General features: G+C 66.0%; 21 protein-coding genes. 13 read left to right on the top strand and 8 right to left on the bottom strand.

The window, feature by feature from the left end; all coding sequences use genetic code 11:
* Window positions 1–11: 11 nt before the first annotated feature.
* Window positions 12–824: a lysophospholipid acyltransferase family protein gene (locus tag AC1D09_RS18750; RefSeq protein WP_477663847.1), complete on the bottom strand. Its 813-nt coding sequence runs from the start codon at window positions 822–824 to the stop codon at window positions 12–14.
* Window positions 825–1,220: 396 nt separating this feature from the next.
* Here AC1D09_RS18750 and mutS point away from each other — a divergent pair, with 396 nt between their 5' ends.
* From mutS to AC1D09_RS18735, 3 genes are read left to right on the top strand one after another with little or no spacing between them, the layout of a single operon-like run.
* Window positions 1,221–3,830 carry a DNA mismatch repair protein MutS gene (mutS, locus tag AC1D09_RS18745; protein ID WP_477663848.1) on the top strand — a complete coding sequence of 870 codons (2,610 nt, stop codon included), beginning with the start codon at window positions 1,221–1,223 and terminating at the stop codon, window positions 3,828–3,830.
* 41 nt (window positions 3,831–3,871) lie between these two features.
* Entirely contained in the window at window positions 3,872–4,699 is an 828-nt protein-coding gene (locus tag AC1D09_RS18740; RefSeq protein WP_477663849.1) for a proteasome-type protease, read from the top strand.
* 3 nt (window positions 4,700–4,702) lie between these two features.
* A complete protein-coding gene (locus AC1D09_RS18735; RefSeq protein ID WP_477663850.1) occupies window positions 4,703–5,545 on the top strand; it encodes an alpha/beta fold hydrolase in 843 nt (280 codons plus the stop codon).
* A gap of 9 nt (window positions 5,546–5,554) precedes the next feature.
* On the opposite strand, the gene AC1D09_RS18730 is transcribed toward AC1D09_RS18735, so the two are convergent.
* From AC1D09_RS18730 to AC1D09_RS18720, 3 genes are read right to left on the bottom strand one after another with little or no spacing between them, the layout of a single operon-like run.
* On the bottom strand, window positions 5,555–6,361 hold the full coding sequence (locus AC1D09_RS18730) for an IclR family transcriptional regulator (RefSeq protein ID WP_477663851.1): 807 nt from the start codon (window positions 6,359–6,361) through the stop codon (window positions 5,555–5,557).
* Window positions 6,361–7,080, bottom strand: coding sequence for an SDR family NAD(P)-dependent oxidoreductase (locus AC1D09_RS18725; RefSeq protein WP_477663852.1), 720 nt, complete (start codon window positions 7,078–7,080; stop codon window positions 6,361–6,363). Before AC1D09_RS18725 ends, AC1D09_RS18730 begins: the two co-directional genes overlap by 1 nt.
* A gap of 25 nt (window positions 7,081–7,105) precedes the next feature.
* Window positions 7,106–7,633 carry a 2,4'-dihydroxyacetophenone dioxygenase family protein gene (locus AC1D09_RS18720; RefSeq protein WP_477663853.1) on the bottom strand — a complete coding sequence of 176 codons (528 nt, stop codon included), beginning with the start codon at window positions 7,631–7,633 and terminating at the stop codon, window positions 7,106–7,108.
* 170 nt (window positions 7,634–7,803) lie between these two features.
* Here AC1D09_RS18720 and AC1D09_RS18715 point away from each other — a divergent pair, with 170 nt between their 5' ends.
* Window positions 7,804–9,084 carry an MASE1 domain-containing protein gene (locus AC1D09_RS18715; RefSeq protein WP_477663854.1) on the top strand — a complete coding sequence of 427 codons (1,281 nt, stop codon included), beginning with the start codon at window positions 7,804–7,806 and terminating at the stop codon, window positions 9,082–9,084.
* Between the two features lies 1 nt (window position 9,085).
* On the top strand, window positions 9,086–10,582 hold the full coding sequence (locus tag AC1D09_RS18710) for an acyl-CoA-binding protein (RefSeq protein ID WP_477663855.1): 1,497 nt from the start codon (window positions 9,086–9,088) through the stop codon (window positions 10,580–10,582).
* 17 nt (window positions 10,583–10,599) lie between these two features.
* On the opposite strand, the gene AC1D09_RS18705 is transcribed toward AC1D09_RS18710, so the two are convergent.
* From AC1D09_RS18705 to AC1D09_RS18695, 3 genes are all read right to left on the bottom strand, one after another.
* Complete coding sequence (locus AC1D09_RS18705; RefSeq protein WP_477663856.1) at window positions 10,600–10,995, bottom strand: DUF3597 domain-containing protein; 396 nt, start codon at window positions 10,993–10,995, stop codon at window positions 10,600–10,602.
* A 93-nt stretch (window positions 10,996–11,088) separates the two neighbouring features.
* A complete protein-coding gene (locus AC1D09_RS18700; RefSeq protein ID WP_477701172.1) occupies window positions 11,089–12,312 on the bottom strand; it encodes a dienelactone hydrolase family protein in 1,224 nt (407 codons plus the stop codon).
* Window positions 12,312–13,145 (bottom strand): undecaprenyl-diphosphate phosphatase, encoded by an 834-nt coding sequence (locus AC1D09_RS18695; RefSeq protein ID WP_477663858.1) that lies wholly within the window; start codon window positions 13,143–13,145, stop codon window positions 12,312–12,314. Before AC1D09_RS18695 ends, AC1D09_RS18700 begins: the two co-directional genes overlap by 1 nt.
* 233 nt (window positions 13,146–13,378) lie before the next feature.
* Between AC1D09_RS18695 and AC1D09_RS18690 the strand changes: the two genes are divergently transcribed.
* From AC1D09_RS18690 to AC1D09_RS18660, 7 genes are all read left to right on the top strand, one after another.
* Window positions 13,379–13,789, top strand: a complete 411-nt coding sequence (locus AC1D09_RS18690) for a DUF2306 domain-containing protein (RefSeq protein ID WP_477663859.1) — start codon at window positions 13,379–13,381, stop codon at window positions 13,787–13,789.
* 36 nt (window positions 13,790–13,825) lie between these two features.
* A complete protein-coding gene (locus AC1D09_RS18685; RefSeq protein WP_477663860.1) occupies window positions 13,826–14,851 on the top strand; it encodes an alpha/beta hydrolase family protein in 1,026 nt (341 codons plus the stop codon).
* A gap of 228 nt (window positions 14,852–15,079) precedes the next feature.
* Window positions 15,080–16,243 carry a branched-chain amino acid ABC transporter substrate-binding protein gene (locus tag AC1D09_RS18680; protein WP_477663861.1) on the top strand — a complete coding sequence of 388 codons (1,164 nt, stop codon included), beginning with the start codon at window positions 15,080–15,082 and terminating at the stop codon, window positions 16,241–16,243.
* A gap of 18 nt (window positions 16,244–16,261) precedes the next feature.
* Entirely contained in the window at window positions 16,262–16,906 is a 645-nt protein-coding gene (locus tag AC1D09_RS18675) for a DUF924 family protein (RefSeq protein WP_477663862.1), read from the top strand.
* A gap of 139 nt (window positions 16,907–17,045) precedes the next feature.
* Window positions 17,046–17,597, top strand: a complete 552-nt coding sequence (locus AC1D09_RS18670) for a DUF3455 domain-containing protein (RefSeq protein WP_477663875.1) — start codon at window positions 17,046–17,048, stop codon at window positions 17,595–17,597.
* A gap of 234 nt (window positions 17,598–17,831) precedes the next feature.
* Window positions 17,832–18,422 carry a DUF3455 domain-containing protein gene (locus AC1D09_RS18665; protein ID WP_477663863.1) on the top strand — a complete coding sequence of 197 codons (591 nt, stop codon included), beginning with the start codon at window positions 17,832–17,834 and terminating at the stop codon, window positions 18,420–18,422.
* A gap of 209 nt (window positions 18,423–18,631) precedes the next feature.
* Window positions 18,632–19,213 carry a DUF3455 domain-containing protein gene (locus AC1D09_RS18660; protein WP_477663864.1) on the top strand — a complete coding sequence of 194 codons (582 nt, stop codon included), beginning with the start codon at window positions 18,632–18,634 and terminating at the stop codon, window positions 19,211–19,213.
* A gap of 61 nt (window positions 19,214–19,274) precedes the next feature.
* Here the strand turns inward: AC1D09_RS18660 and AC1D09_RS18655 are convergent, their stop codons facing one another.
* Window positions 19,275–19,673: a hypothetical protein gene (locus AC1D09_RS18655; protein WP_477663865.1), complete on the bottom strand. Its 399-nt coding sequence runs from the start codon at window positions 19,671–19,673 to the stop codon at window positions 19,275–19,277.
* Window positions 19,674–19,806: 133 nt separating this feature from the next.
* Here AC1D09_RS18655 and AC1D09_RS18650 point away from each other — a divergent pair, with 133 nt between their 5' ends.
* On the top strand, window positions 19,807–21,660 hold the full coding sequence (locus tag AC1D09_RS18650; protein WP_477663866.1) for a glutamine--tRNA ligase/YqeY domain fusion protein: 1,854 nt from the start codon (window positions 19,807–19,809) through the stop codon (window positions 21,658–21,660).
* Window positions 21,661–21,686: the final 26 nt, after the last annotated feature.

Below are 21,686 nucleotides of genomic sequence, written 5' to 3'. Positions count from 1 at the left end.
TTGCGCCGGCCCTAGGCCGGCGGCGCCGCGGCGATGGACGAAAGCTGGGACCGCTGCAATTCGGCCTCGAAGTAATGCTCCAGTTCCGCCGTGAACTGCGCGGTGTCGCCGGCGGGTTCAAAGCGCCTGCCCAGGCGCACACGGTAGGTGACGGGCATTTTCGGCGTCCACAGCAGGGACCAGCCCTTGCCCAGGAAAGCCGAATCGGTTTCGATGAAGACGGCCTGCACCGGAACGCCCGCATGTTTGGAAATCAGGCCGGTCGTGCCCTGCATGCGCCCGACGGGAAAGCGCCGGGTGCGCGTGCCCTCGGGAAACAGCAGCAGGCTGCTGCCCTGGCGCAGGTCGGCCACCGACAGCTGCACCATGGTGCGCAGCGGCATGTTGCGGATGTAGCCGACCAGGCGCGCGCCGGCGCCGAAGAAGACGCTGTTGACGATGTCGGCCTTCATGATGCAGGTGGCGTCCGGCAGGCGGGACAGGATCATGATGGCGTCCAGCAGCGAGGGGTGGTTGGGCGCGATGATCAGCGGCGGGCCGTCTCGCAGCGCGTCCAGCGCCGACAGGTCAAAGCGGCAGGCGCCCATGAGCTCCAGCAGGCGCAGGTAGCCGCGAAAGCTCCCCGCCGCGAGCTTGCGCCCCCAGCGCCGGCTCAGCGCCCTCGGCAGCAGCGCGCGCATGGCGACGGCCAGCACCGAAACGCTGAGGCACAGGAGCACCAGCAGCGCATAACCCAGGCCCAGCCGCACGGTTTCATGCAGGGCCCTGCGGCCCGTGTTCAGCACGGGCGCTTCGGCAAGCAAGGCGTCGGATTTGTTGTCCATGGAGCGGTTTCGCAGGGTGGCTTTTGGTTATTGGCTTGCGGTGGTTTTGCTGCTCTCGGCGACCCGGATATTTGGCCTTGCGAAGGGTTGTGGAGCCCGGCGCGGGCGGGTGCCCGCTGGCTGGACGCTGCTGGAATGGAAGAATTCCAGCGAGTCTACCTCTGCGCGACAGCCGTTTTCCGGCCGATTGCCGGTTTGCGGCGTCAGGTTTCACGCCGTCTGATGGCTGCCCACCGGCTTTTCGGGTCTAAGCCGGCCGGGCGCGGCAGGTATCGGGGACTGAAGGACAATCAAAGGACAATCGGGGCGTACGGGGGGAGCGCTGGCTCCACCTAAGATAGCGGCCTGAGTGAAAAAAATGCCAAATAAAGGGGGCGCCGGCGCGCCGGTTCATTGATGCAAAAGGAAACAATTCGGGGCAAAAATTCCGCAACAGGGGCGGAAGACACCCCCATGATGACGCAGTACAAGCGCATCAAGGCGGACTATCCCGACACACTGGTTTTTTACCGCATGGGCGACTTCTATGAAGTGTTCTTCGCCGACGCGGAGAAAGCCTCACGCCTGCTCGACATCACGCTGACGCGGCGCGGCCAGTCGGCCGGCGAGCCGGTGGTCATGGCCGGTGTGCCCTTCCACTCGCTCGAAGGTTACCTGGCCAAGCTGATCAAGCTCGGCGAATCGGTGGCGATCTGCGAGCAGGTCGGCGACGTCGCCACCAGCAAGGGGCCGGTCGAGCGCAAGGTGGTGCGCGTGGTCACGCCCGGCACGCTGACCGACACCGAGCTGCTCAGCGACAAGACCGAATCCATTTTGCTGGCCGTGCACCAGGGCGCGCGCAACACCTGCGGCCTGGCCTGGCTCAGCGTGACGCAGGGCGAGATCCACCTGGCGCACTGCGCCAATGACGAACTCGAGGCCTGGCTGGCGCGCGTGGCGCCCAGCGAGCTGCTCTACAACATCGACGTGACGCCGGCCTTCGAGCAGCGGATCAAGGCCCAGCGCTGCGCCAGCACCGCCCGCCCGGCCTGGCAGTTCGACGCCGCCCTGGGCGCGCGCCGCCTGCTGGACCAGCTCAAGGTCGCCTCCCTGGCTTCCTGGAACGCCGAGGCGTTGAACGAAGCCCATGCGGCCGCCTCGGCGCTGCTCGGCTATGCCGAACACACACAGGGCCGGGCGCTGTCGCATGTGCAGGGCCTGCAGGTGGTGCGATCCGGCGAGCTCATCGAGCTGCCGCAAAGCACGCGCCGCAACCTCGAACTCATACAAACCCTGCGCGGCGAGGACTCGCCCACGCTGTTTTCGCTACTGGACACCTGCACCACCGGCATGGGCAGCCGCGCGCTCAAGAGCTGGCTGCTCACGCCGCGCCGCGACCGCGCCCAGGCCGCCGCCCGGCTGGACGCCATCACGCATTTGCGCGGCGGCTCACAGCAAAGCCTGCGCGCCAAACTCAAGGGCTGCAGCGACGTGGAACGCATCACCGCCCGCATCGCGCTGCGCCAGGTGCGGCCGCGCGAGCTGGTGGCCCTCAAGGACACGCTGCAAAAAGCCGAGCTGGCCGCGCCCGCGGGCAGCGATTTGCCGGAGCTGCTGACCCGCATTTTTGAAGACCTGCAGCCGCCGGCCGGCTGCGCCGCGCTGCTGGGCCGCTATGTGCTCGACGAGCCGGCCGCGCTGATACGCGACGGCGGCGTCATCAACCACGGCTGCGACGCGGACCTCGACGAGCTGCGCGCCATCCAGACCAATTGCGACAGCTTTTTGCTGGACCTGGAAGTGCGCGAAAAAGCCCGCACCGGCATCGCCAACCTGCGCGTGCAGTTCAACAAGGTGCACGGCTTTTACATCGAGGTCACGCAGGGCCAGGTCGACAAGGTGCCCGACGACTACCGCCGCCGCCAGACGCTCAAAAACGCCGAGCGCTACATCACGCCCGAACTCAAGGCCTTTGAGGACAAGGCCCTGTCGGCGCAGGAGCGCGCGCTGGCGCGCGAAAAATGGCTGTACGAACAGCTGCTGGACCAGCTGCAGGACTTCATCCCCGCGCTGAGCCGGCTGGCGCGCGCCCTGGCCTCGCTGGATGCGCTGTGCGCGCTGGCCGAACGCTCGCTCACGCTGAACTGGGCCGCGCCGGTGTTTGTGCGCGAGCCCTGCATAGACATCGTCCAGGGCCGGCACCCGGTGGTGGAGGCCCGCCTGGCCGAAACCGGCGGCGGCTCCTTTATCGCCAACGACAGTGTGATGAGCGGCAAGCACCGCATGCAGGTCATCACCGGCCCCAACATGGGCGGTAAGTCGACCTATATGCGCCAGGTGGCCCTGATCGTGCTGCTGGCCAGCGTGGGCTCCTATGTGCCGGCGGCCAGCTGCCGGCTCGGGCCCATAGACGCCATCCACACCCGCATAGGCGCGGCCGACGACGTAGCCAATGCGCAGTCGACCTTCATGCTCGAGATGACCGAGGCCGCGCAGATACTCCACGCCGCTACACCTCATTCTCTGGTGCTGATGGACGAGATCGGCCGCGGCACCTCGACCTTCGACGGCCTGGCGCTGGCCGGCGGCATCGCCGCCTATTTGCACAACAAGACGCAGGCCTTCACGCTGTTCGCCACGCACTACTTCGAGCTCACCGAATTCCCGGCCCAGCACCACGGTGCGATCAATGTGCACGTGAGCGCGGTCGAGTCCGGCGCGGACATCGTGTTCCTGCACCACATCGAGCCCGGCCCCGCCAGCAAGAGCTACGGGATTGCCGTGGCCAAGCTGGCCGGCGTGCCCGCCGCGGTGGTCAACCACGCCCGCCATGCGCTCAATGCGCTGGAGGCCCACCAGAACGAAGCGCGCGCCCAGGTCGACCTGTTCGCCGCGCCGCCCGAAGCGGCCGCGCCCGAACAAAGCGCGGTGGACAAGGCATTGGGTACCATAGACCCTGATGCACTGACGCCGCGCGAGGCGCTGGACGCCCTGTACCGCCTCAAAAAGATGTCCGCCTCGCCGTGAACCAGCGCAAACCGACCTCCCCCACACCCCAAAGCCATCTCATGACCTACTGCGTCGCCGCCAAACTCAACGCCGGGCTGGTGTTTTTGTCAGACTCCCGCACCAATGCGGGCCTGGACCACATCAGCACCTTCCGCAAGATGATCGTCTACGAAAAAGCGGGCGACCGCTTCATGGTGCTGCTGTCGGCCGGCAACCTGTCGATCTCCCAGTCGATACGCGAGATCCTGCAGGTCGAGCAGCTCAAGGACCACGAAGGCGGCGAGCCCATCACCATCTGGAACGCCAAAAGCATGTTCGACGCCGCGCGCGTGCTGGGTTCGGCCATCCGCCGCGTCTACGACCGCGACGGCGAGGCGCTCAAAAACGCCGATGTGGACTTCAACGTCTCGCTGGTTTTCGGCGGCCAGATCCGCGGCGAGAACATGCGCCTGTTCCAGATGTATTCGGCCGGCAACTTCATTGAAGCCACGGACGAGACGCCCTACTTCCAGGTCGGCGAGTCCAAATACGGCAAACCCGTGCTGGACCGCGTGCTGACCCCCGCCACGCCGCTGGCCGAGGCCGCCAAATGTGTGCTGGTGTCCATGGACTCGACCATGAAGTCCAACCTCTCGGTGGGCCTGCCGCTGGACCTGGTGGTCTACGAGGCCGACACCTACAAAAGCGACAAGATCGTCTGCATCGACAACGACAACCCCTACTACCGCATGATGCACAGCAGCTGGGGCCAGAAGCTGCGCGAGGTCTTCGACAGCATCGAGGACCCGGTCTGGGACGACGCGCACACCGACATCCCGCTGAAGATGCCGGCCACGCGCCACGAGCCTCTGAAAAAAATCAGCACGCCCGACGAGAAACTGATTTAAGCCGTGCCAGCCAACGCCAAACCGCTGGTCATTTTTTCCCACGGCAACAGCTTCCCGGCCGGCACTTACAGCGCGGTTTTTAATAGCCTGAAAGCCCGCGGCTTCCAGGTCAAGGCGGTTGACAAATTCGGCCACGACCCGCGCTACCCGGTCACCAGCAACTGGCCGCACCTGGTGCAGCAGCTGGCCGACTTCACGGCCCGCGAGGTTGAAAAAGCCGGCCAGCCGGCCTTTTTGGTCGGCCATTCGCTGGGCGGTTTTTTAAGCCTGATGTGCGCTGCCCGCAACCCGCAGCTGGGCGGCCAGCCCGTCAAGGGCGTGGTACTCGTCGACTCGCCCATCCTGGGCGGCTGGCGCGCGCGCGCCCTCAGCGTCGCCAAACGCGCACAGCTGGTCGGCGCCATCTCGCCCGGCGCCATCAGCCGCAAGCGCAAAAACCAGTGGCTGGGCAAGGATGAGGTGTTCGAGCACTTCCGCGGCAAAAAAGCCTTTGCCGCCTGGGACGAGCAGGTGCTGCGCGACTACATCGCGCACGGCACCTATGAAGGCACGGGCGAGGACGAAGGCAAGCAGCTGCTGAGCTTTGACCGCGACGTGGAAACCGCGATCTACAACACGCTGCCCGACAACCTCGAAGGCCTGCTCAAGCGCCATCCCCTGAAATGCCCCGTCGCCTTTATAGGCGGGCGCCAGTCGGCCGAGATGAAGCAGGTCGGCATGGGGATGACAGAGAAAGTCACCAAGGGGCGGATCATGATGCTGGATGGCAGCCACCTGTTCCCCATGGAAAAGCCTTTGATGACGGCGGCGGCCATCGAGGCGGCCTTGCGGAATTTCCTGGACTGATCCAGGCGCCTACAACACCTCCGCCGACGACAAGGCTGGCGTCTCGGCGATTCGCGCCGAAATGGCCCGGCAAGCCTCCAGCAGCGGCGCCACATAGGCCTGCTCGGGGTTGTCCTTCTGCCGGAACATCAAAGTGCTGACGCTGATGGCGGCCACCGGCGCGCCCCCTCCGCCGCGTATCACCGCGCCGTAGCAAAAAATCCCCGCCTCGTGTTCTTCGCCGTCAACCGACCAGCCGCGTTCACGCGTGATCTGCAGCTGCTTGCGCAAGTCAGTCAGCTTCACCAGCGTGTTGCCGGTGTAGCGCTGCAAGGGCAGCCCCTGCAGCAGCGGCTCCAGTGCGGCGGGCTCCAGCGCCGCCATATAAGCCTTGCCGACCGCTGTCGCATGCACCGCCACGCTGGTGCCTATGCGCGAGGCCATGCGCACGGCGCTGGGGCTTTCGAGTTTTTCGATATAGACCATGGCGCTGCCGTTGGGCACGGCCAGGTGAACGGTCTCGCCGGTGATGTCGCGCAGGCGCTTGAGTTCGTCGACCGCCGCCAGGCGCAGGTCCGAGCGGCCCCAGCTGCGGCTGGCCAGCTGGATCAGGCGCGGGCCCAGGGCCAGCAGCGCGCCGCGCTCGTTCTCGACGAGCAGGCGCTCGGCCACCAGGGCCGCGACGATGCGGTGCACCGTGGGCCTGGGGTAGCCGCTGGCCTTGACCAGTGCGCCTACGTTGAGCGGCTGCTCCGAGTCGGCCACCAGCTGCAGCACGTGCATGAATTTGGAAAACGCGGCCGTGCCGGCCACCTGCGACGTGCTGGGCGACGCCATCACGACACCATGTAGCCGCCGTCCACCGGCAGGATCACGCCGGTCATAAAGGCGGCGGCCGGTGTGCAAAGAAACATCGCGGCTTCGGCCACGTCCTTGGGTGTGCCCCAGCGGCCCATGGGCGTGCGCGCCAGGATGGGGCCGGCGCGCGCCGGGTCGTCCTGCAGGGCTTGTGTGAGCGGCGTGGCGATCCAGCCTGGCGCGATGGCGTTCACGCGTATGCCATCGGGCGCATAGGCGATTGCCAGCGACTTGGTGAGCTGGGCGACGCCGCCCTTGCTGGCCGCATAAGCGGGCACTAGGCCGCCGCCGAAAAAGCTCAGCATGGAGGCCGTGTTGACAATGCAGCCGCGGCTGGCCTTGAGGCGCTCACGCACGGCGGTGCACACGCGCATGGTGCCGCTCAGGTTGACGGCCAGCACTTTTTCGAAGACCTCGATGTCGTGCTCGACGCCGCGCTGAATGATGCCGGCACAGTTGAAGACGATGTCCAGTTTGTCGATGCCGGCCAGCGCCGCGTCCAGGCTGGTAGCCGAGGTCACGTCGGCCTGGCGCACCTCGACGCCAGCTGACAGCGTGCCGTCGCCGCCGCCCAGCCCCAGGGCCGTGACCTCGGCGCCCAGCGCCGCGAGGTGGTTGGCGATCACGGCGCCTATGCCCTGGGTGGCGCCGGCGACCAGCGCGCGTTTGCCTTTAAAAAGTCCGGCCTGGTAGGTCATGGGTAATTCCAAAAAAACGCCGCACTCAGCGGATAAATTGTTGTGTGTAGTCGGCGCCCAGGCCGACGGCTTCGAAATGCTTGTTGCACATCTCGATCTTGGTGAACACGTCCTCATAGCCCATGCCCTTGCCATAGGGGTCGGTGTAGTACATGACGCCATTGACCTGGAAGTAGGTGATCATTTCCTCGACGTCTTCCGGTACATACAGCGTGTGGGTTTCACCGGGCGGCTCGAACACATAGCTGCCCTCGGTGGCTTCCCAGTCGTGCTCCAGGTAGCGCCAGCGGCCCTTGAGCACAAAGCCATGCACCGCCTGCGGATGGCGGTGCCGGCTCAGCACGCCGGACTTGCGCACGCGCAGCAAATTCATCCAGTAGCCCTGGCTGGCGTTCAGGCACAGCGGCCGGAACCAGACGTTCTCGGCCTGCGGCACCCAGAGCCGTTCATCGATCGGGATGGCGTGCTGCACCACAATTTCCGGCCTGGCGTCGGGCGGGTTGGGGTACTGGTAGGGCATCAGCGGCGTCTGGTCGGGGGTGTCTACAGGCATGGGATTTGTCCATATTGTGGATACATGTCCATATTGTAGATATCGATCATCTTCAAGAGCAGGGGACTTACCCTTAAGCACCTAAGCAATCTCCGCAACAGACTGGCTAAACTAGCCCAGACCATCCGGCCCCGTGCCGAGCAATAACACGACTCTCCGAGGAGAACCCCATGGCCCTGCCCCTTATCGTCACCCTCGCCGTGACCTTTCTTGCCTGGGCCGTCGCGGCCATCGTGTCCCAGAGCATGGGCGACGCGATGACGCTGAGCGCTTCCGTCTGGCTGGCCACCGGGGTGACTTTTGGCGCGCTGCTGGTGGTCAAACCGGCCAAACGGTTTGCCGTGCTGGCCGGCGCCGCACTGGCGGCCATCCTGCTGTCGCTGCTGGACGGCCTGGCGCTGTTGCCGGCGCTGGCCTTCGGCGCCAACGAGGCGCTGGCGGCCGGCCTGGGCGCCTGGGTGGCGCGCCTGCTGCGCGCGCCCCGTCCCGACGGCCGCATCGAGCCGGGCAAGGCCTATGCCGGCTTGCTGGTCGGCGCGCTGCTGACTTCCGCGCTGGGCGCCAGCATCGCCATCGTGCTCTGGAGCTGGGCCCTGCCCCAGCCCATCCCCCTGCTGACCGAGTGGCGCGTCTGGGCCTGCACGACCTTTGTCGGCATCCTGCTGGTCGCGCCGCTCATCACCTCCTTCGCGGGCTTCAAGGTCAAGCGTTCGGGCGGCATGGCCAGCAGCCAGTTTCTTGCGGGCGCCGGCACCTTTGTGCTGTTCTTTGTGGTGGCGGCGCTGATTTTTTCGAGCGATGTGTCCGACCGTTTCGGCGCCTCGCTGGGCCCCACGCTGGCCTACCTGCCGCTGCCCTTTATGGTGGTCACCGCCATCCTGTGGAAGGAACGCGGCGCCACGCTGGCCACGCTGCTGGGCGCGCTGGCGCTGATCGCCTGGACCAACAGCGGCGGCGGGCCTTTCGCCGAGGTCGAGGGCTTTCCGGGCGAGGCGGTGATCGAGGTCCAGGGTTATGTGGCCGTGATGGCGCTGCTGGTGGGCGTGGTCAACGCGCTGGGTGCCACCGCCGCGCAGGCGCTCGCGCTGGCGCAGGACTGGCGCACCCGCTACCGCCAGGTGCTGGAATCGAACCGCACGGTGGTCGCCAATTTCGACGCCAGGACCGGCGCGGCCGAATGGGGCGAAGGCGCCAGCGAACTGCTGCGTACCGATGCCACCGGCCTGCTGACGGTGCAGGACTTCATCACCCACGCCGACCCGCAGGAGCAGCCCGCGCTGCAGGCCGACTGGCGCGACCTCACGCAGGGCCAGCGCGAGCACGTGCTGTGGAAGAACAGCTTGCGCTGGAGCGACGGCCGCGTGGCCGCCGTGAGCGCGCGCCTGTCGGGCGTGCGCGGTGCCGACGGCCAGGTCGAACAGGTGGCCGTGCTGCTGGAAGTCGAGGCCTGACGTGGCAGCGGACACGCCCATCACACCCACGGCCGAAGCGGCCGTGGACAAAAGCACGCCCGCCGTCTTCCTGATCCACGGCCTGGGCGGCACGCAGTACGACCTGGGCTCCATGCACAAGCGGCTGAAAAACGCCGGCTTCGTCACGCACTCGCTGACCCTGCCCGGCCACGGCACCACACCCGAGGACCTGGTCCAGGTCACGGCCGAGCAATGGATGGAGGCCGTGACGGCCAAGTACCACGAGGTGGCCGCGCAGCACGACAACTTCCACATCATGGGCATGTGCATGGGCGCGCTGCTGGCCACCGAGCTGGCCAAGCGCCAGAAACACACACGCGGCAAACTGATCGCGCTGGCGCCGCCGATTTACATCGACGGCTGGGCCACCGCCTGGTACACACCGGCGCGCCACCTGATGTATTACGTGCCCGGCGTTCCTGCGCGCATGCGGGTGGAAGAGGAAGACCCCTTCGGCATCAAGAACGAGCAGCTGCGCGCCATCGTCAAGGCCAAGTTCGCGCGCGGCGAAAACTTCCACTACCGCTGGGTGCCGCTGGCCTGCATACGGCAGGTGGACCGCCTGCGCCGCTGGGTCATGGCCGACCTCAAAAACATGGCCAGCGAAACCCTGGTGATCCATGCGCGCGAAGACGAGCTCACCAGCCTGGCCTCGGCCAACTACCTGGTCGAACAGATAGGCGGCGCCAAGGCGCGCATGGTGGTGCTGGAGAACAGCTACCACATGATCTGCGTCGACAACGACCGCGAGCAGGTGGCGCGCAACGTGCTCGAATTCTTCGGCGCCAGCAGCGCCGCCTCGCTGGGCATGGCGGTGGACGACCCCAAGATGAGCGCCGACGCCCTGCAGGCTTTTGCGCAATCGCTGCGCGCAGCGCTGGAGGCCGGCGACTTCAGCGGCGTCTTCGCCCGGGGCGCTTCCGACATGGGCTGGTTCCAGCCCGGCAGCAACCGCGCCAGCGGCATCTACCGCGGCAACAAGGGCCTGCAGGCCATGCTGCCCTGGGCTACCGGCGTGAAGTTCACCGCCTTCGGCCAGCCGGTGTTCAATGCCGGCATCGCGGTGCTGCCCGCCACCCTCACGGCTTCAGGCCTGATGTCGCAGGGCGTGCTGGCTTTTGCCGTGCGTTCGGGCCGGCTGCTGGACGCGCGCTGGTTCCCCGACGACGTGGCACTGGAAGACGCCCACTTCGGCGCGCCGCTGGCGCCTTCCGGCCCCAGCAAGGCCGAGCGCGCTTTCGAGGCCGCCGGCATTGCTGTCAAAACGCTGGCCAAGCCGCCCGGCAACGAAGAGCTGCTGGCGCTCTATGCGCTCTACAAGCAGGCCACGGTGGGCGACGCGACGGGCGAGCGCCCCGGCATCATGGACGTGACCGGCCGCGCCAAATTCGACGCCTGGGCCGGGCGCAAGGGCATGGCCCGCGAGGCGGCCATGGCCGGCTACGCGGCCCTGGTGGAAAAGCTCAGGTCCACCTGAGCATTGCCACCGCAGGCCTAGTCCATCAGGTCCGCGGGTACCTTGCCGCCGTTGGCGGCCAGCTTGTTCATGACCTGCTTGTGCAGCCAGATGTTCATGGCCGCACTGTCATTCATGTCGCCCGTGTAGCCCAGCTCCTTCGCGAGCTCCTTGCGTTCGCCGAGGCTGCTGTCCAGGTGCAACAGCTTCATCAGGTCGACGATGGAGGTCTTCCAGTTGAGTTTTTCCGGGTTCTTGCTGGCCATGCCGTTGAGCAGGGCTTCGACGTCAACCTGCTGCATGGGCGGCGTTGCGGGCGCCAGGGCGGGTGCTGCGGGCGCCGCGCCAGCGGGAGCGGCGGCGACCGGCGGCGCGGTGTCGGGCGTTTGCAGCGAGGGGAATATCTTGCCGAAAATTTTTCCGAGAATACTCATGGTGCGCCTCAGGGTGGAGTTAAAAAAACCAGCCTAACACCGGGATATGACGGTTTTTGTCGGACGTCACGCCAATCGCAGAAATTGCAGCGCTCAGCGGGCTGGCGCACCCACGCGCTTGAGGCCCGCTTCGCCCGCCCGCGCCGCGACATCCGGCTGCCACACGACCTGGTCGTCCACGGCATAGAGCCAGCACCTGGATTTCGCCCTCGCGCATTGCTGGAAGGTCGTGGCCATGGCCTCGGGTTCGCCGGCGTTGAAATACCAGCCGCCTTTTTCCGTCACCGCAAAGGCCTTGGGCGGGGGCAGGCCGCGAAAGTGGGCATAACGCGCCTTGCCGGCATCGCTGAGCGGCACGGCGGCCAAATCATCGGCTGCCGCGAAACCCGAGGCCGGCGGAAGCACATAGTGGTGGCCCTTGAAACGCTGGGCGTGCGACAGCAGCAAAGGCTGGCCCAGCTGCGCCGAAAGAAACTCGAACATGCGTATATGCGAGGCCTCGCGCGCCGCGGGGTTGCCGCCCACCATGGCCTTGCCGGTCTTGGTGTTGCCCAGGCCTTCCATCTGCTTCACAGGGCCGGTGCCGTCAAAGCCGTGGTAACTGCCCGGGTAGACCACCAGGTCCACGGTCGCGTTGGCCTTGTTCTTTCGCAGGCGCTCCTGCAGCGTCACGCATTCGCCGGCCAGCGTCCAGTCGTCGAGCTCGCCGATCATGATCAGCAGCGGCGTGTGGACTTCATAGTTCCACATCTTGTTGTTCACCAGGCAGCCGGGATAAAAAGCCACGGCGGCGCGCGGCCGCACTTTCTGCGCCTGCACGTATTTGTCGGTGGCGTCCACCGTGCTCAGCACGGTCTGGGCGCCGTGCGACCAGCCCATGACCACGATGCGCGAGGCATCCACCGAGGGCTGCTTCACCAGCCAGGCGATGGCGGCGAACACGTCTTCCCGGCGTTCGGCTTCATGGATGGTGCGAAGCTTGTTCGGTGTTTCGCAGATCGACTTGTGGCCGCGCGGCGTGAAGCTGTCCAGCGGCAGGAAATGGATGCGCTCGGCGTTGAAATAACCCGCGTAGCGGAAAAAGCGCTCGGCAAAATTGCCCTTGCTGTCCAGCCCGCCGCCGCAGCCGTGCAAGCCGATGATGACGGGCCTGGGCTCGCCGTCGCCCACGTCAAACCAGTAGCCCGGGATCTCCAGCTTGCCGTCCAGCGAGGGGATGCTCACCGGTCCGGCCGCATGCGAGAGCTGGCCCGCCAGCAGCAGCCCCGCGAGCAGCGAAAAAAAACGAAAGGCCCAGCCCATGCGCGCGGCCCGCATTATTCGGCCCAGACCACCAGGCCGCTCCAGGCCGTGGCCAGCACCACGATGCCGAAGGCGATGCGGTACCAGGCGAAAGGCACAAAGCTGTTGCTCGAGATATAGCGCAGCAGCCAGCGCACGCACAGCCAGGCGCTCAGGAAGGAGAACACCAGGCCCACCCCGAACAGCGGCAGGTCGGCCATGGACAGCAGCGCGCGCTCCTTGTAGAGGCTGTAGACACCCGCGCCTATCAGCGTGGGCATGGCCAGGAAGAAAGAAAAGTCGGTGGCCGCCTTGCGCGACAGCCCCAGCAGCATGCCGCCTATGATGGTCGCGCCGCTGCGGCTGGTGCCCGGGATCATCGCCAGGCACTGCACCAGGCCGACCTTGACCGCGTCCATCACGGTCATGGCCTCCACTTCCTGGACGCGCGCGGCGGCCGGGTTGTTCTGCTGGCGCTTTTCGGCCCAGAGGATGATGAAGCCGCCGATGATGAAGGTGCTGGCCACCACGACCGGCGTGAACAGATGGGCCTTGATGGCCTTGCCGAACAGCAGGCCCAGTACCACGGCCGGCACAAAAGCCACCAGCACGTTGAGCACAAACTGTTGCGCCTGTTTCTCGGTCGGCAGCGCCACCACGGTCGCGCGAATCTTCTGCCAGTAGACCAGGATCACCGCAAAGATGGCGCCGGTCTGGATCGCGATGTCGAAGACCTTGGCCTTGTCGTCGTCAAAACCGAGCAGCGCGCCCGCAAGAATGAGGTGGCCTGTCGAGGAGATGGGAAGGAATTCAGTCAGGCCCTCGACGATGCCCATGATGGCGGCCTTGATCAACAGTGCGATATCCAATGCTGGCTCCAGAAATTAGGTGGAGTGATTATGGCCGTAGCTGTTGGCCCGTCCCTTGCGCAGCGAAAGGCCGCAGCGCCCGGGGGTCCGTACCAGCAGGGGCCGCGGGACTGGCTCTGCCAGACCGCAGGCGCCTGTCCCCTCGAGGGGAGAACAGGCTACACGCAGTGAGCCTGGACAGGGGTGAGCCATTTGTGCACAATTTGTTACCCCCATCGCCAGTCGCCACCGCCATGCAACTGACACCGCTGATCGCCATTCACCTGTTTGCCGCCAGCGCGGCCATCGTCATCGGGCCGGTCGCGCTGTGGGCGCGCAAGGGACGCGTTCAGCGGCCCAAGCTGCACCGGGCTTTTGGTTATGCCTTCGTCACCATGATGCTGGTCACCGCCGCGACGGCGGTTTTCATCCGTGACTACGACTATCCCAATATCGCCGGCTACACCCCCATCCACTTGCTGGTGCCCTTCGCGCTGTTCAGCATGACGGGCGCGTTCTGGCATCTGAGCCGCGGCAACATCGCGGGCCACCGCGGCGCCATGCAGGCCCTCTACATAGGCGCATGCCTTGTCGCAGGCGTGTTCACGCTGATGCCCGACCGCTACCTGGGCAAGCTGCTGTGGGGGCAGCTGGGCCTGCTCTAATCAAGGGAGGACAAAAAAGGGAAAGAGGAAGAGCCCATGAACCGATATCTGCTGAGCAGCCTGCTGCTGCTCGCCGCCGCGGCCGCGCAGGCCGGCATGGGCTTTACCGAGCTGCCGGGCCAGCAGGACGACAGCCCCGTCAGCGTCTTCTATCCTTCCGCCGCCGAAGACCGCCCCATGCAGGTCGGCGCCTATTCCCTCAAAGTCGACAAAGACGGCCAGCCCGTGCGCGGCAATACGCGCCTGGTCGTCATCTCGCACGGCTCGGGCGGCTCCCCCTGGACTTACACCGACCTGGCACGCCGCCTGGTCGAGGACGGCTTTGTCGTCGCCTTTCCCCTGCACCGCGGCGACAACGCCAGGGACCCGTCTTCCCCCGGCCCCGACAGCTGGAAGCAGCGGCCCGCCGAAGTGTCGCGCACCATCGATGCGGTCGCGCGCGAGCCGCGCTTCGCATCACTGCTGTCGCTCGACAAGGTCGGCCTGTACGGCATGTCGGCCGGCGGCCATACCGCGCTGACCCTGGCCGGCGGGCGCTGGTCGCCGGCGCTGCTCACCCGGCATTGCGAGGCCCACATCGCCGAGGACTTCCAGACCTGCGCCGGGCTGAGCACCCGGCTCACGGGCGGCCTGCTGGACGGACTGAAAAAAACCGTGGTGCTGGCCGTCATACGCCAGCGATTCAGCGACGCTACCTGGCAAAGCCACCACGATGCGCGCATCCAGGCCGTGGTGGCCGGCGTGCCGCTGGCCGCCGATTTCGACATGGCCTCGCTGGCCTCGCCGGCGGTGCCGCTGGCCCTCGTCACGGCCCGGCAAGACCACTGGCTGGTGCCGCGTTTTCACAGCGACGCGGTGCTCGCGGCCTGCAAGCGCTGCGAGCTTCTGGCCGACTTGCCTGACGGCGGCCACGGCGCGCTGCTCTCGCCGCCACCGCCCGCCGAGGCCATGTCCAGCCTGGCCAAAGACCTGCTGCTGGACCCGCCCGGCTTCGACCGCAGCCAGCTGCCGGCCCTGGACGGCAAGATCAGCGCCTTCCTGCGCAAACAGCTGCTGCCCTGAAACCCGCAGACACGCCAAACGGCGGCCGCCGGCACGCCCTGCGCGAGCGCGCGCCAATCCGGCCCGCAAACAAACCATTTCGGTGCGTTTTGCAGGTGAAACGAAGCAATTCGAACCATTAGTAAAACTTATCTACTCAGACATTCATTCAAAAGTAGGTCAAACCCACTACCGCTCGGTGACGGTGAAACATACATTCAGTTACACCATTCAACCCGAGGTTTTACGATGACCCACACCGCCACCCGCCGCCTTACCCTGGCCGCCCTGACCGCCGCTGTCACCGCGGGCTCCGCCCTGCTGTCCGGCTGCGACAACCCGCCCGACACCATCAAGATCGGCGTCGCCCAGCCCCTGTCGGGCAACCTCGCCGCCCTGGGCCAGGACCTGCACAACGGCGTGAAGATGGCCGTGGACGAGCTCAACAAGGAAGGCTTCCAGATCAAGGGCAAGACGGTCAAGATCGAAATCGTCGCCATGGACGACCGCTCCGACCCCAAGGCCGGCGTTGACGTCGCCAAGCAGCTGGTCGATGCCGGCGTGGTCGCCGTGATCGGCAACCTCAACTCCGGCGTCAGCATCCCGGCCGCGCCGGTCTATGCCGAAAAGCACATCGCCCAGCTGGCCATCTCGACCAACCCCAAGTTCACCGAACTCGGCCTGGACACCACCTTCCGCCTGGTCGCCAACGACAACCTGCAGGCCCGCGCCATAGGCTCCTTCGCCGCCAACCAGCTCAATGCCAGCAAGTTCGCCGTGGTCGACGATGGCACCACCTACGGCAAGGGCCTGGCCGCCGGCGCGTCTGCCGAGCTGAAGAAGGCCAACAAGCAAGTCGTCGTCAGCTATTCGTCGGACGACAAGACCACCAAATTTGACGAGCTGGCCGGCAAGATCAAGGATGGCGGTGTCGAGGTGGTCGTGTCGACACAAGGCGACTTCCAGATCCTGGCGCTGATCGAAGCCCTCAAAAAGATCGACTACAACCAGCAGATCAGCATCCTGGGCGGCGACACCATCAAGACCACCGACATGCTCAAGGGCAGCGACACGGTCAAGGGCCTGTACGCCACCTCGCCCATCCTGGACGCCAAAGAATTCGTCAATGGCAAGGCCTTCCTGGCCAAGTACCAGGAAACCTTCAAGCGGGAGCCGGCCTATGGCGGCCACTACACCTATGACGCGATGTACATCCTGGCCGGCGCGATGAAGCGCGCCAACTCCGTCAAGCCCGAAAAAATCACCCAGACCCTGCGCAGCTTTGACGGCTACGCGCCCATCACCGGCTCCATGAAATGGGACGCCGTGGGCGAGCAGCGCTACGGCGTGGTCGGTGTCTATGCCGTGCGCAAGGGTGTTTGGGACCTGCAGCTGCGCTCCGACCGCTGGTAGGCTAAGCTCGCGGTCGCCATGACCAAAGCCGCCCCCACTTCCACCACCATCGCGCCCTCCATCGCCACACCCGGCCAGGTGCTTGATTTCTGGCTGGGCGACGGCATTACCCAGGACTGGCCCACGCAGGACCTCGGCAAACGCTGGTTCAGCGGTGGCGCCGAACTCGATACAGAGATACGCGCGCGCTTCGGTGCCGCCGTCGATGAGGCACTGGCCGGCGGCCTGCGGGACTGGGAACAACCTCCCCAGCACCGCCTGGCGCTGGTCATCCTGCTCGACCAGTTCACGCGCAACATCTTTCGCGGCACTGCCCGCGCCTTTGCCGGCGATGCCCGCGCCCAGCAGCTGGTGCGGCAGGCCGTCGCCGCCGGTGAAGACCTGCAACTGCCCTGGGCGGCGCGGCTCTTTCTCTACATGCCGCTGATGCACGCCGAAAGCCCGGCGCTGCAGGACGAATGTGTGGCGCGTTTCACCCGGCTGGTCGCCGACGCGCCCCAGGCGCTCAAGCAGCGCCTGCAGGGCAACCTGGACTACGCCCACCAGCACCGCGACATCATCAGCCTCTTCGGCCGCTTTCCTTACCGCAATGCGGTCCTGGGACGTGCTGACACCCCGGAAGAAAAAGATTTCCTACTCAAGGGCCCGCGTTTCGGGCAGTAGCTCAGCCGCTTGAATCCAGCGCCCGTCCCGCCGCGTACCAGCAGCAGGACGCGCCGCGCCATGGCTTCACAACACAGGCCGGTGCGTCTTGCACGCCGGCCCCTTGGCCGGTCCACCACCACCGAGGAGTTACACCATGATGCCGCGCCCCTTCACCGCTTTCGCTTCCCTGCTTGCCGTTTCCGTGCTCGCCGCCTGCGGCGGCATGCCGCCCATGAAGCCCATGTATTCGCAGGCCCAGTTGCCCGCCGCCGTCCAGGTGCCGGCCGGCCACACGGTCGCCATGGAAACCGTGGGCGTGGGCGAGATCACCTACCAGTGCAGCCCCAAAAAAGACATGGCCGGCCAGTTTGAATGGGTGTTTGTCGGCCCCGACGCCAGGCTGAACGACCGCGGCGGCAAACAGGTCGGCAAGTACTACGGCCCGCCCGCCACCTGGGAAAGCCTGGACGGCTCCAGAATCACCGCCACCCAGCTCGCCGTAGCCCCCAACGGCGCCGGCAACATTCCCACCCAGCTCGTCAAGGCCAACCCGGCCATGGGCAGCGGCGCCATGAGCGGTGTCAGCTACATCCAGCGCGTGGACACCCGCGGCGGCGTCGCCCCCGCCATGCCCTGCGCCGCCGGCAATGCGGGCGCCAGACAGGTGGTGCAGTACCAGGCCGACTACATCTTCTACAAGGCGATGTAAGGCGGACATCCCCGATGAGCGTAAGCAGCCGGCCCTGAACGTCAGGCGGGGCTGGTTTTTCAGTCCCACAGGCTGGCCCTGTGGGCTTTTTTGCGCCCGCCCGGGCCGCTTCCACCACGCCTTCAGGCCCTGCGGGAACGCGCTGGCAACAAGCCTGCGCGGCGTCCTACAGCACTTGCACACACCCCGCGTTTTACTGGCAAGCGACAACGACACAACAAGCGGAGGATATTCATGAAAAGCACGCACAACATCCTGTGGGCCTACAGCAAAAGCGCAGCCGTCACCGTGGCCATGGTCACCGGCACCGCCGCGCTCATGGTCGCATGCTCCGGCGTTGCGCCCCTGCCCAAGGAATACACCCAGGACCAGCTTGACGCCACCATCACGGTCCCGCCCGGCAACGTCGTCGCGCTGGAAACCACCGCCAGCGGCCTGCTGCACTACGAGTGCAAGGCCAATGCCACCACCGCCGGCACCATAGGCTGGGTGCTGGTACGGCCCGAAGCCGAGCTGCTGGACCGCACGGGCAAGACCGTCGCCCGCTATTCCGGCCCGCCCGCCACCTGGACGCATATTGACGGCTCCAGCGTCGTCGGCACCCAGGTTGCGCTAGCGCCGCGCGTGGGCGCCACCAACCTGCCGCAGCAGCTGTCCACCGGCGCACCCGGCGCCGCGCCCGGCGTGCTGCAGAACATCACCTACATCCAGCGCATCAAGACCAAGGGCGGCCAGGACCTCAGCAAGGCCTGCACCCAGGCCGATATCGGCGACAAGCTCACCAACTCCTACCAGGCCGATTACATTTTCTGGAAAGCTGCTTAAGGCAGCCCCTCCGGGCACGCCTGTGAAGGCGCGCCTCTCCATGGTGGCCAAGCCGCCATGGAGCCCAAGCCCGCAGGCTCCGGCCTGCGGGCTTTTCTGTTGTTGCCGATGTTTCCCCGCACACGCTCCCCCTGACCGCCTACAGACGGCCCGCCGCGCCGGGGATTTACTGGGCTGTGACACACCGTCCGCCGCCACTGGAGCCCGCCGTGAAAACTCCCACCAACGCCTTTCGTCCCTTCCCCGGCCTGCTGCGAAGCACGCTGCTGCTGGCTGCCGTGGCTGCGCTGGGCGCCTGCGGCCTGCGCCAGGCCAATCCCTACCTCGCCCAGCAGGCCATGCCGGAAACCTTGCGTGTGCCCGCGGGCTACGCCGCGGTGCTCGAAGCGCAAGGCCGCGGTGAGCTGCTCTACGAATGCCAGGCCGTCAAACGCGCGCCCTATGAATACGCCTGGCTGCTGCTGTCCCGCGGCATCCGCCTGGCGGACGGCGCAGGCAGCACCGTGACCTACTACCCCGGCGCCCGCGCGCGCTGGGAGCACAGCGACGGCTCCAAGGTGAGCGCGCAGGAACTCGTCGAAGTGCCCGGCGCCCCCCGGAACCTGCCCCTGCAGCGGGCCATGGTAGGCCCCTCCGACACCCCGGGCGCGCTCGCCAACATCCGCTACATCCAGGGCCGCCGCACCGTCGCCGGCGTGGTGGCCAACCCGCCTTGCACCTCCGCCACCCTGGGCATGCGCGTCTCCGTGCCCTACGAGGCCGACTACGTCTTCTGGCGGCCGGCCGCCTGAGCTTTCACACCGCCCATAAAAAAGCCCGCGGGATGCGGGCTTTTTCTTGCCTCAGGCGGGCTTAGCGCTGGTAATAAACCGGTGCCGGGCGATAGCCGGGGCCGTAACCATAGCCGGGCGCCTGCACATAGTAGCCACCATGGTGCCTGTGGCCGTGGCGCGGGCCGTAGTACACGGGCTGCGGGTAGTACACCGGTGCCGGCTGCACATACACGGGGCGCGGGTAATAAACCGGTGCCGGCTGCACATAAACCGGAGCAGGCTGTACATACACGGGTTGCTGGTACACCGGGTAGGCATTGGTCACACCCACCGCCACACCCGGAACGCCTATGCCCACAGAAAACGACACGTTGTCGCGGGCCTGGGCAGCCCCTGCAAAGCCCAGGGCGGCCACGGCCAGGGTGGCGGCGGCGCCTGCCAGGGCGAGGGAGCGGTTTGCTTTGATGGCTGTCTTCATATGGTTCTCCTTAAGCAGGGCAGGAAATGCCCATGTGCTTATTAAACGCAGGGCACCTGTAATGGCATACCGCATGCCCCGTGAAGAGAGTAGCCAAACGTAACCCTACTCGGGTAAGCCCTAAAATCCCCCAATGACCTCTCCCGCCCCTGCCTCAGCCCCTGCCGACAAAGAAATCCACAAGCCCAGCAACTTCCTGCGCCAGATCATCGAAAAAGACCTGGCCGAGGGCACTTATGCCAGCCGCCGCTGGGGCGGCAGCCCCGGGGATGCCGCCCACCATGCCGCCGGCCAGCCCGACCCCGCCAGGGTGCGCCTGCGCTTCCCGCCCGAGCCCAACGGCTATTTGCATGTGGGCCACGCCAAAAGCATTTGCCTGAACTTCGGCCTGGCGCGCGACTACGGCGGCGTCTGCCACCTGCGCTTTGACGACACCAACCCCGAAAAAGAAGACACCGAATACGTCGACAGCATCGTCGACGCCGTCAAATGGCTGGGCTATGACTGGACGCAGATGGGTGCCGACAAGGCCGACGCCAGGCCCTACCAGGCCAGCGACTACTTCGACTTCATGTACCGCGCGGCCGAATACCTGATCGAAAGCGGCAACGCCTACGTCGACGAACAAAGCGCCGAGGAAATGCGCCAGAACCGCGGCGACTTCGGCCACCCCGGCACCAACAGCCCCTTCCGCGGCCGCACCCCCGCCGAGAACCTGGCGCGCTTTCGCGAAATGCGCGACGGCAAACTCGCCGACGGCGCCGCCGTGCTGCGCGCCAAGATCGACATGGCCTCGCCCAACATCAATATGCGCGACCCGGCCATCTACCGCATACGCCGCGCCCACCACCACAACACCGGCGACAAATGGTGCATCTACCCCATGTACACCTTTGCCCACCCGGTCGAAGACGCGCTCGAGCAGATCACCCACAGCATCTGCACCCTGGAGTTTGAAGACCAGCGCCCCTTTTACGACTGGCTGCTCGACCGCCTGGCCGAAGGCAAGCTCATCGCCACGCCGCACCCACGCCAGTATGAATTCGCCCGCCTCAACCTCACCTATGTGCTCACCAGCAAACGCAAGCTGGCCCAGCTCGTCAATGAAAACCGCGTCAGCGGCTGGGACGACCCGCGCATGCCCACCATCGTCGGCCTGCGCCGCCGCGGCTACACGCCCGAGGCCCTGCAGCTGTTTGCCGAACGCATAGGCGTCACCAAAAGCGACAGCTGGATCGACTACAGCACCCTCGAAGGCGCGCTGCGCGACACCCTGGACCCGATTGCCCCGCGCGCCATGGCCGTGCTGGACCCGGTCAAGCTGGTGCTCACCAACTGGGATGAAGTCATGGGCGCAGGCAAGCTCGACGATTGTTCAGCGCCCGTGCACCCCCACCATGAAGAGATGGGCAAACGCAACTTCAAGATAGGCAAGGAAGTCTGGATTGAACGCACAGACTACGAAGAAACCCCGCCCAAGGGCTTCTTCCGCTTGTTCCCGCCCCACGTCAACGCCAGCAAGCAGGCGATTGCCGGCAGCAAGGTGCGCCTCAAATACGGCCACGTCATTGAATGCACCGGCGCGGTGAAAGACGCCAACGGCAAGGTCACCGAAGTCCACGCCACCCTGATCCCCGACACCAAGAGCGGCACGCCAGGCTCAGACGCCATCAAGGTCAAGGGCGTCATCACCTGGGTGGGCGTGAGCGATGCCGTCCAGGCCGAGGTGCGCCTTTACGACCGCCTGTTCAGCGTGGAGCACCCCGGCACCGGCGACAAGGATTTCCTCGATGAGCTCAACACCAACAGCCTCAAGACCGTGACGGCCTATGTCGAGCCATCACTCGCCAAGGTGCCCGCCGGCACGCGCTTCCAGTTTGAGCGGCATGGCTACTTTGTGACGGACTTCCAAGATCATCAGATTAGAGGAGAGGGTAAGCCCGTCTTCAATCGCGTGACGGGTATGAAAGACTCCTTCAGCAAATAGCACCCGCAGCCCGATGGTGTGAAAGC

This window comes from Polaromonas sp. P1_A2, assembly GCF_056406895.1.
Note: the sequence above shows the minus strand (reverse complement) of the source record. Positions and strands in the feature narration are given on the sequence as shown.

Coding starts and splice junctions, on each gene's coding strand:
- AC1D09_RS18750 (WP_477663847.1), bottom strand. CDS start 824: ATGGACAACAAATCCGACGCCTTGCTTGCCGAAGCGCCCGTGCTGAAC.
- mutS (WP_477663848.1), top strand. CDS start 1,221: ATGCAAAAGGAAACAATTCGGGGCAAAAATTCCGCAACAGGGGCGGAA.
- AC1D09_RS18740 (WP_477663849.1), top strand. CDS start 3,872: ATGACCTACTGCGTCGCCGCCAAACTCAACGCCGGGCTGGTGTTTTTG.
- AC1D09_RS18730 (WP_477663851.1), bottom strand. CDS start 6,361: ATGGCGTCGCCCAGCACGTCGCAGGTGGCCGGCACGGCCGCGTTTTCC.
- AC1D09_RS18725 (WP_477663852.1), bottom strand. CDS start 7,080: ATGACCTACCAGGCCGGACTTTTTAAAGGCAAACGCGCGCTGGTCGCC.
- AC1D09_RS18720 (WP_477663853.1), bottom strand. CDS start 7,633: ATGCCTGTAGACACCCCCGACCAGACGCCGCTGATGCCCTACCAGTAC.
- AC1D09_RS18715 (WP_477663854.1), top strand. CDS start 7,804: ATGGCCCTGCCCCTTATCGTCACCCTCGCCGTGACCTTTCTTGCCTGG.
- AC1D09_RS18705 (WP_477663856.1), bottom strand. CDS start 10,995: ATGAGTATTCTCGGAAAAATTTTCGGCAAGATATTCCCCTCGCTGCAA.
- AC1D09_RS18700 (WP_477701172.1), bottom strand. CDS start 12,312: ATGCGGGCCGCGCGCATGGGCTGGGCCTTTCGTTTTTTTTCGCTGCTC.
- AC1D09_RS18690 (WP_477663859.1), top strand. CDS start 13,379: ATGCAACTGACACCGCTGATCGCCATTCACCTGTTTGCCGCCAGCGCG.
- AC1D09_RS18685 (WP_477663860.1), top strand. CDS start 13,826: ATGAACCGATATCTGCTGAGCAGCCTGCTGCTGCTCGCCGCCGCGGCC.
- AC1D09_RS18680 (WP_477663861.1), top strand. CDS start 15,080: ATGACCCACACCGCCACCCGCCGCCTTACCCTGGCCGCCCTGACCGCC.
- AC1D09_RS18675 (WP_477663862.1), top strand. CDS start 16,262: ATGACCAAAGCCGCCCCCACTTCCACCACCATCGCGCCCTCCATCGCC.
- AC1D09_RS18670 (WP_477663875.1), top strand. CDS start 17,046: ATGCCGCGCCCCTTCACCGCTTTCGCTTCCCTGCTTGCCGTTTCCGTG.
- AC1D09_RS18665 (WP_477663863.1), top strand. CDS start 17,832: ATGAAAAGCACGCACAACATCCTGTGGGCCTACAGCAAAAGCGCAGCC.
- AC1D09_RS18655 (WP_477663865.1), bottom strand. CDS start 19,673: ATGAAGACAGCCATCAAAGCAAACCGCTCCCTCGCCCTGGCAGGCGCC.
- AC1D09_RS18650 (WP_477663866.1), top strand. CDS start 19,807: ATGACCTCTCCCGCCCCTGCCTCAGCCCCTGCCGACAAAGAAATCCAC.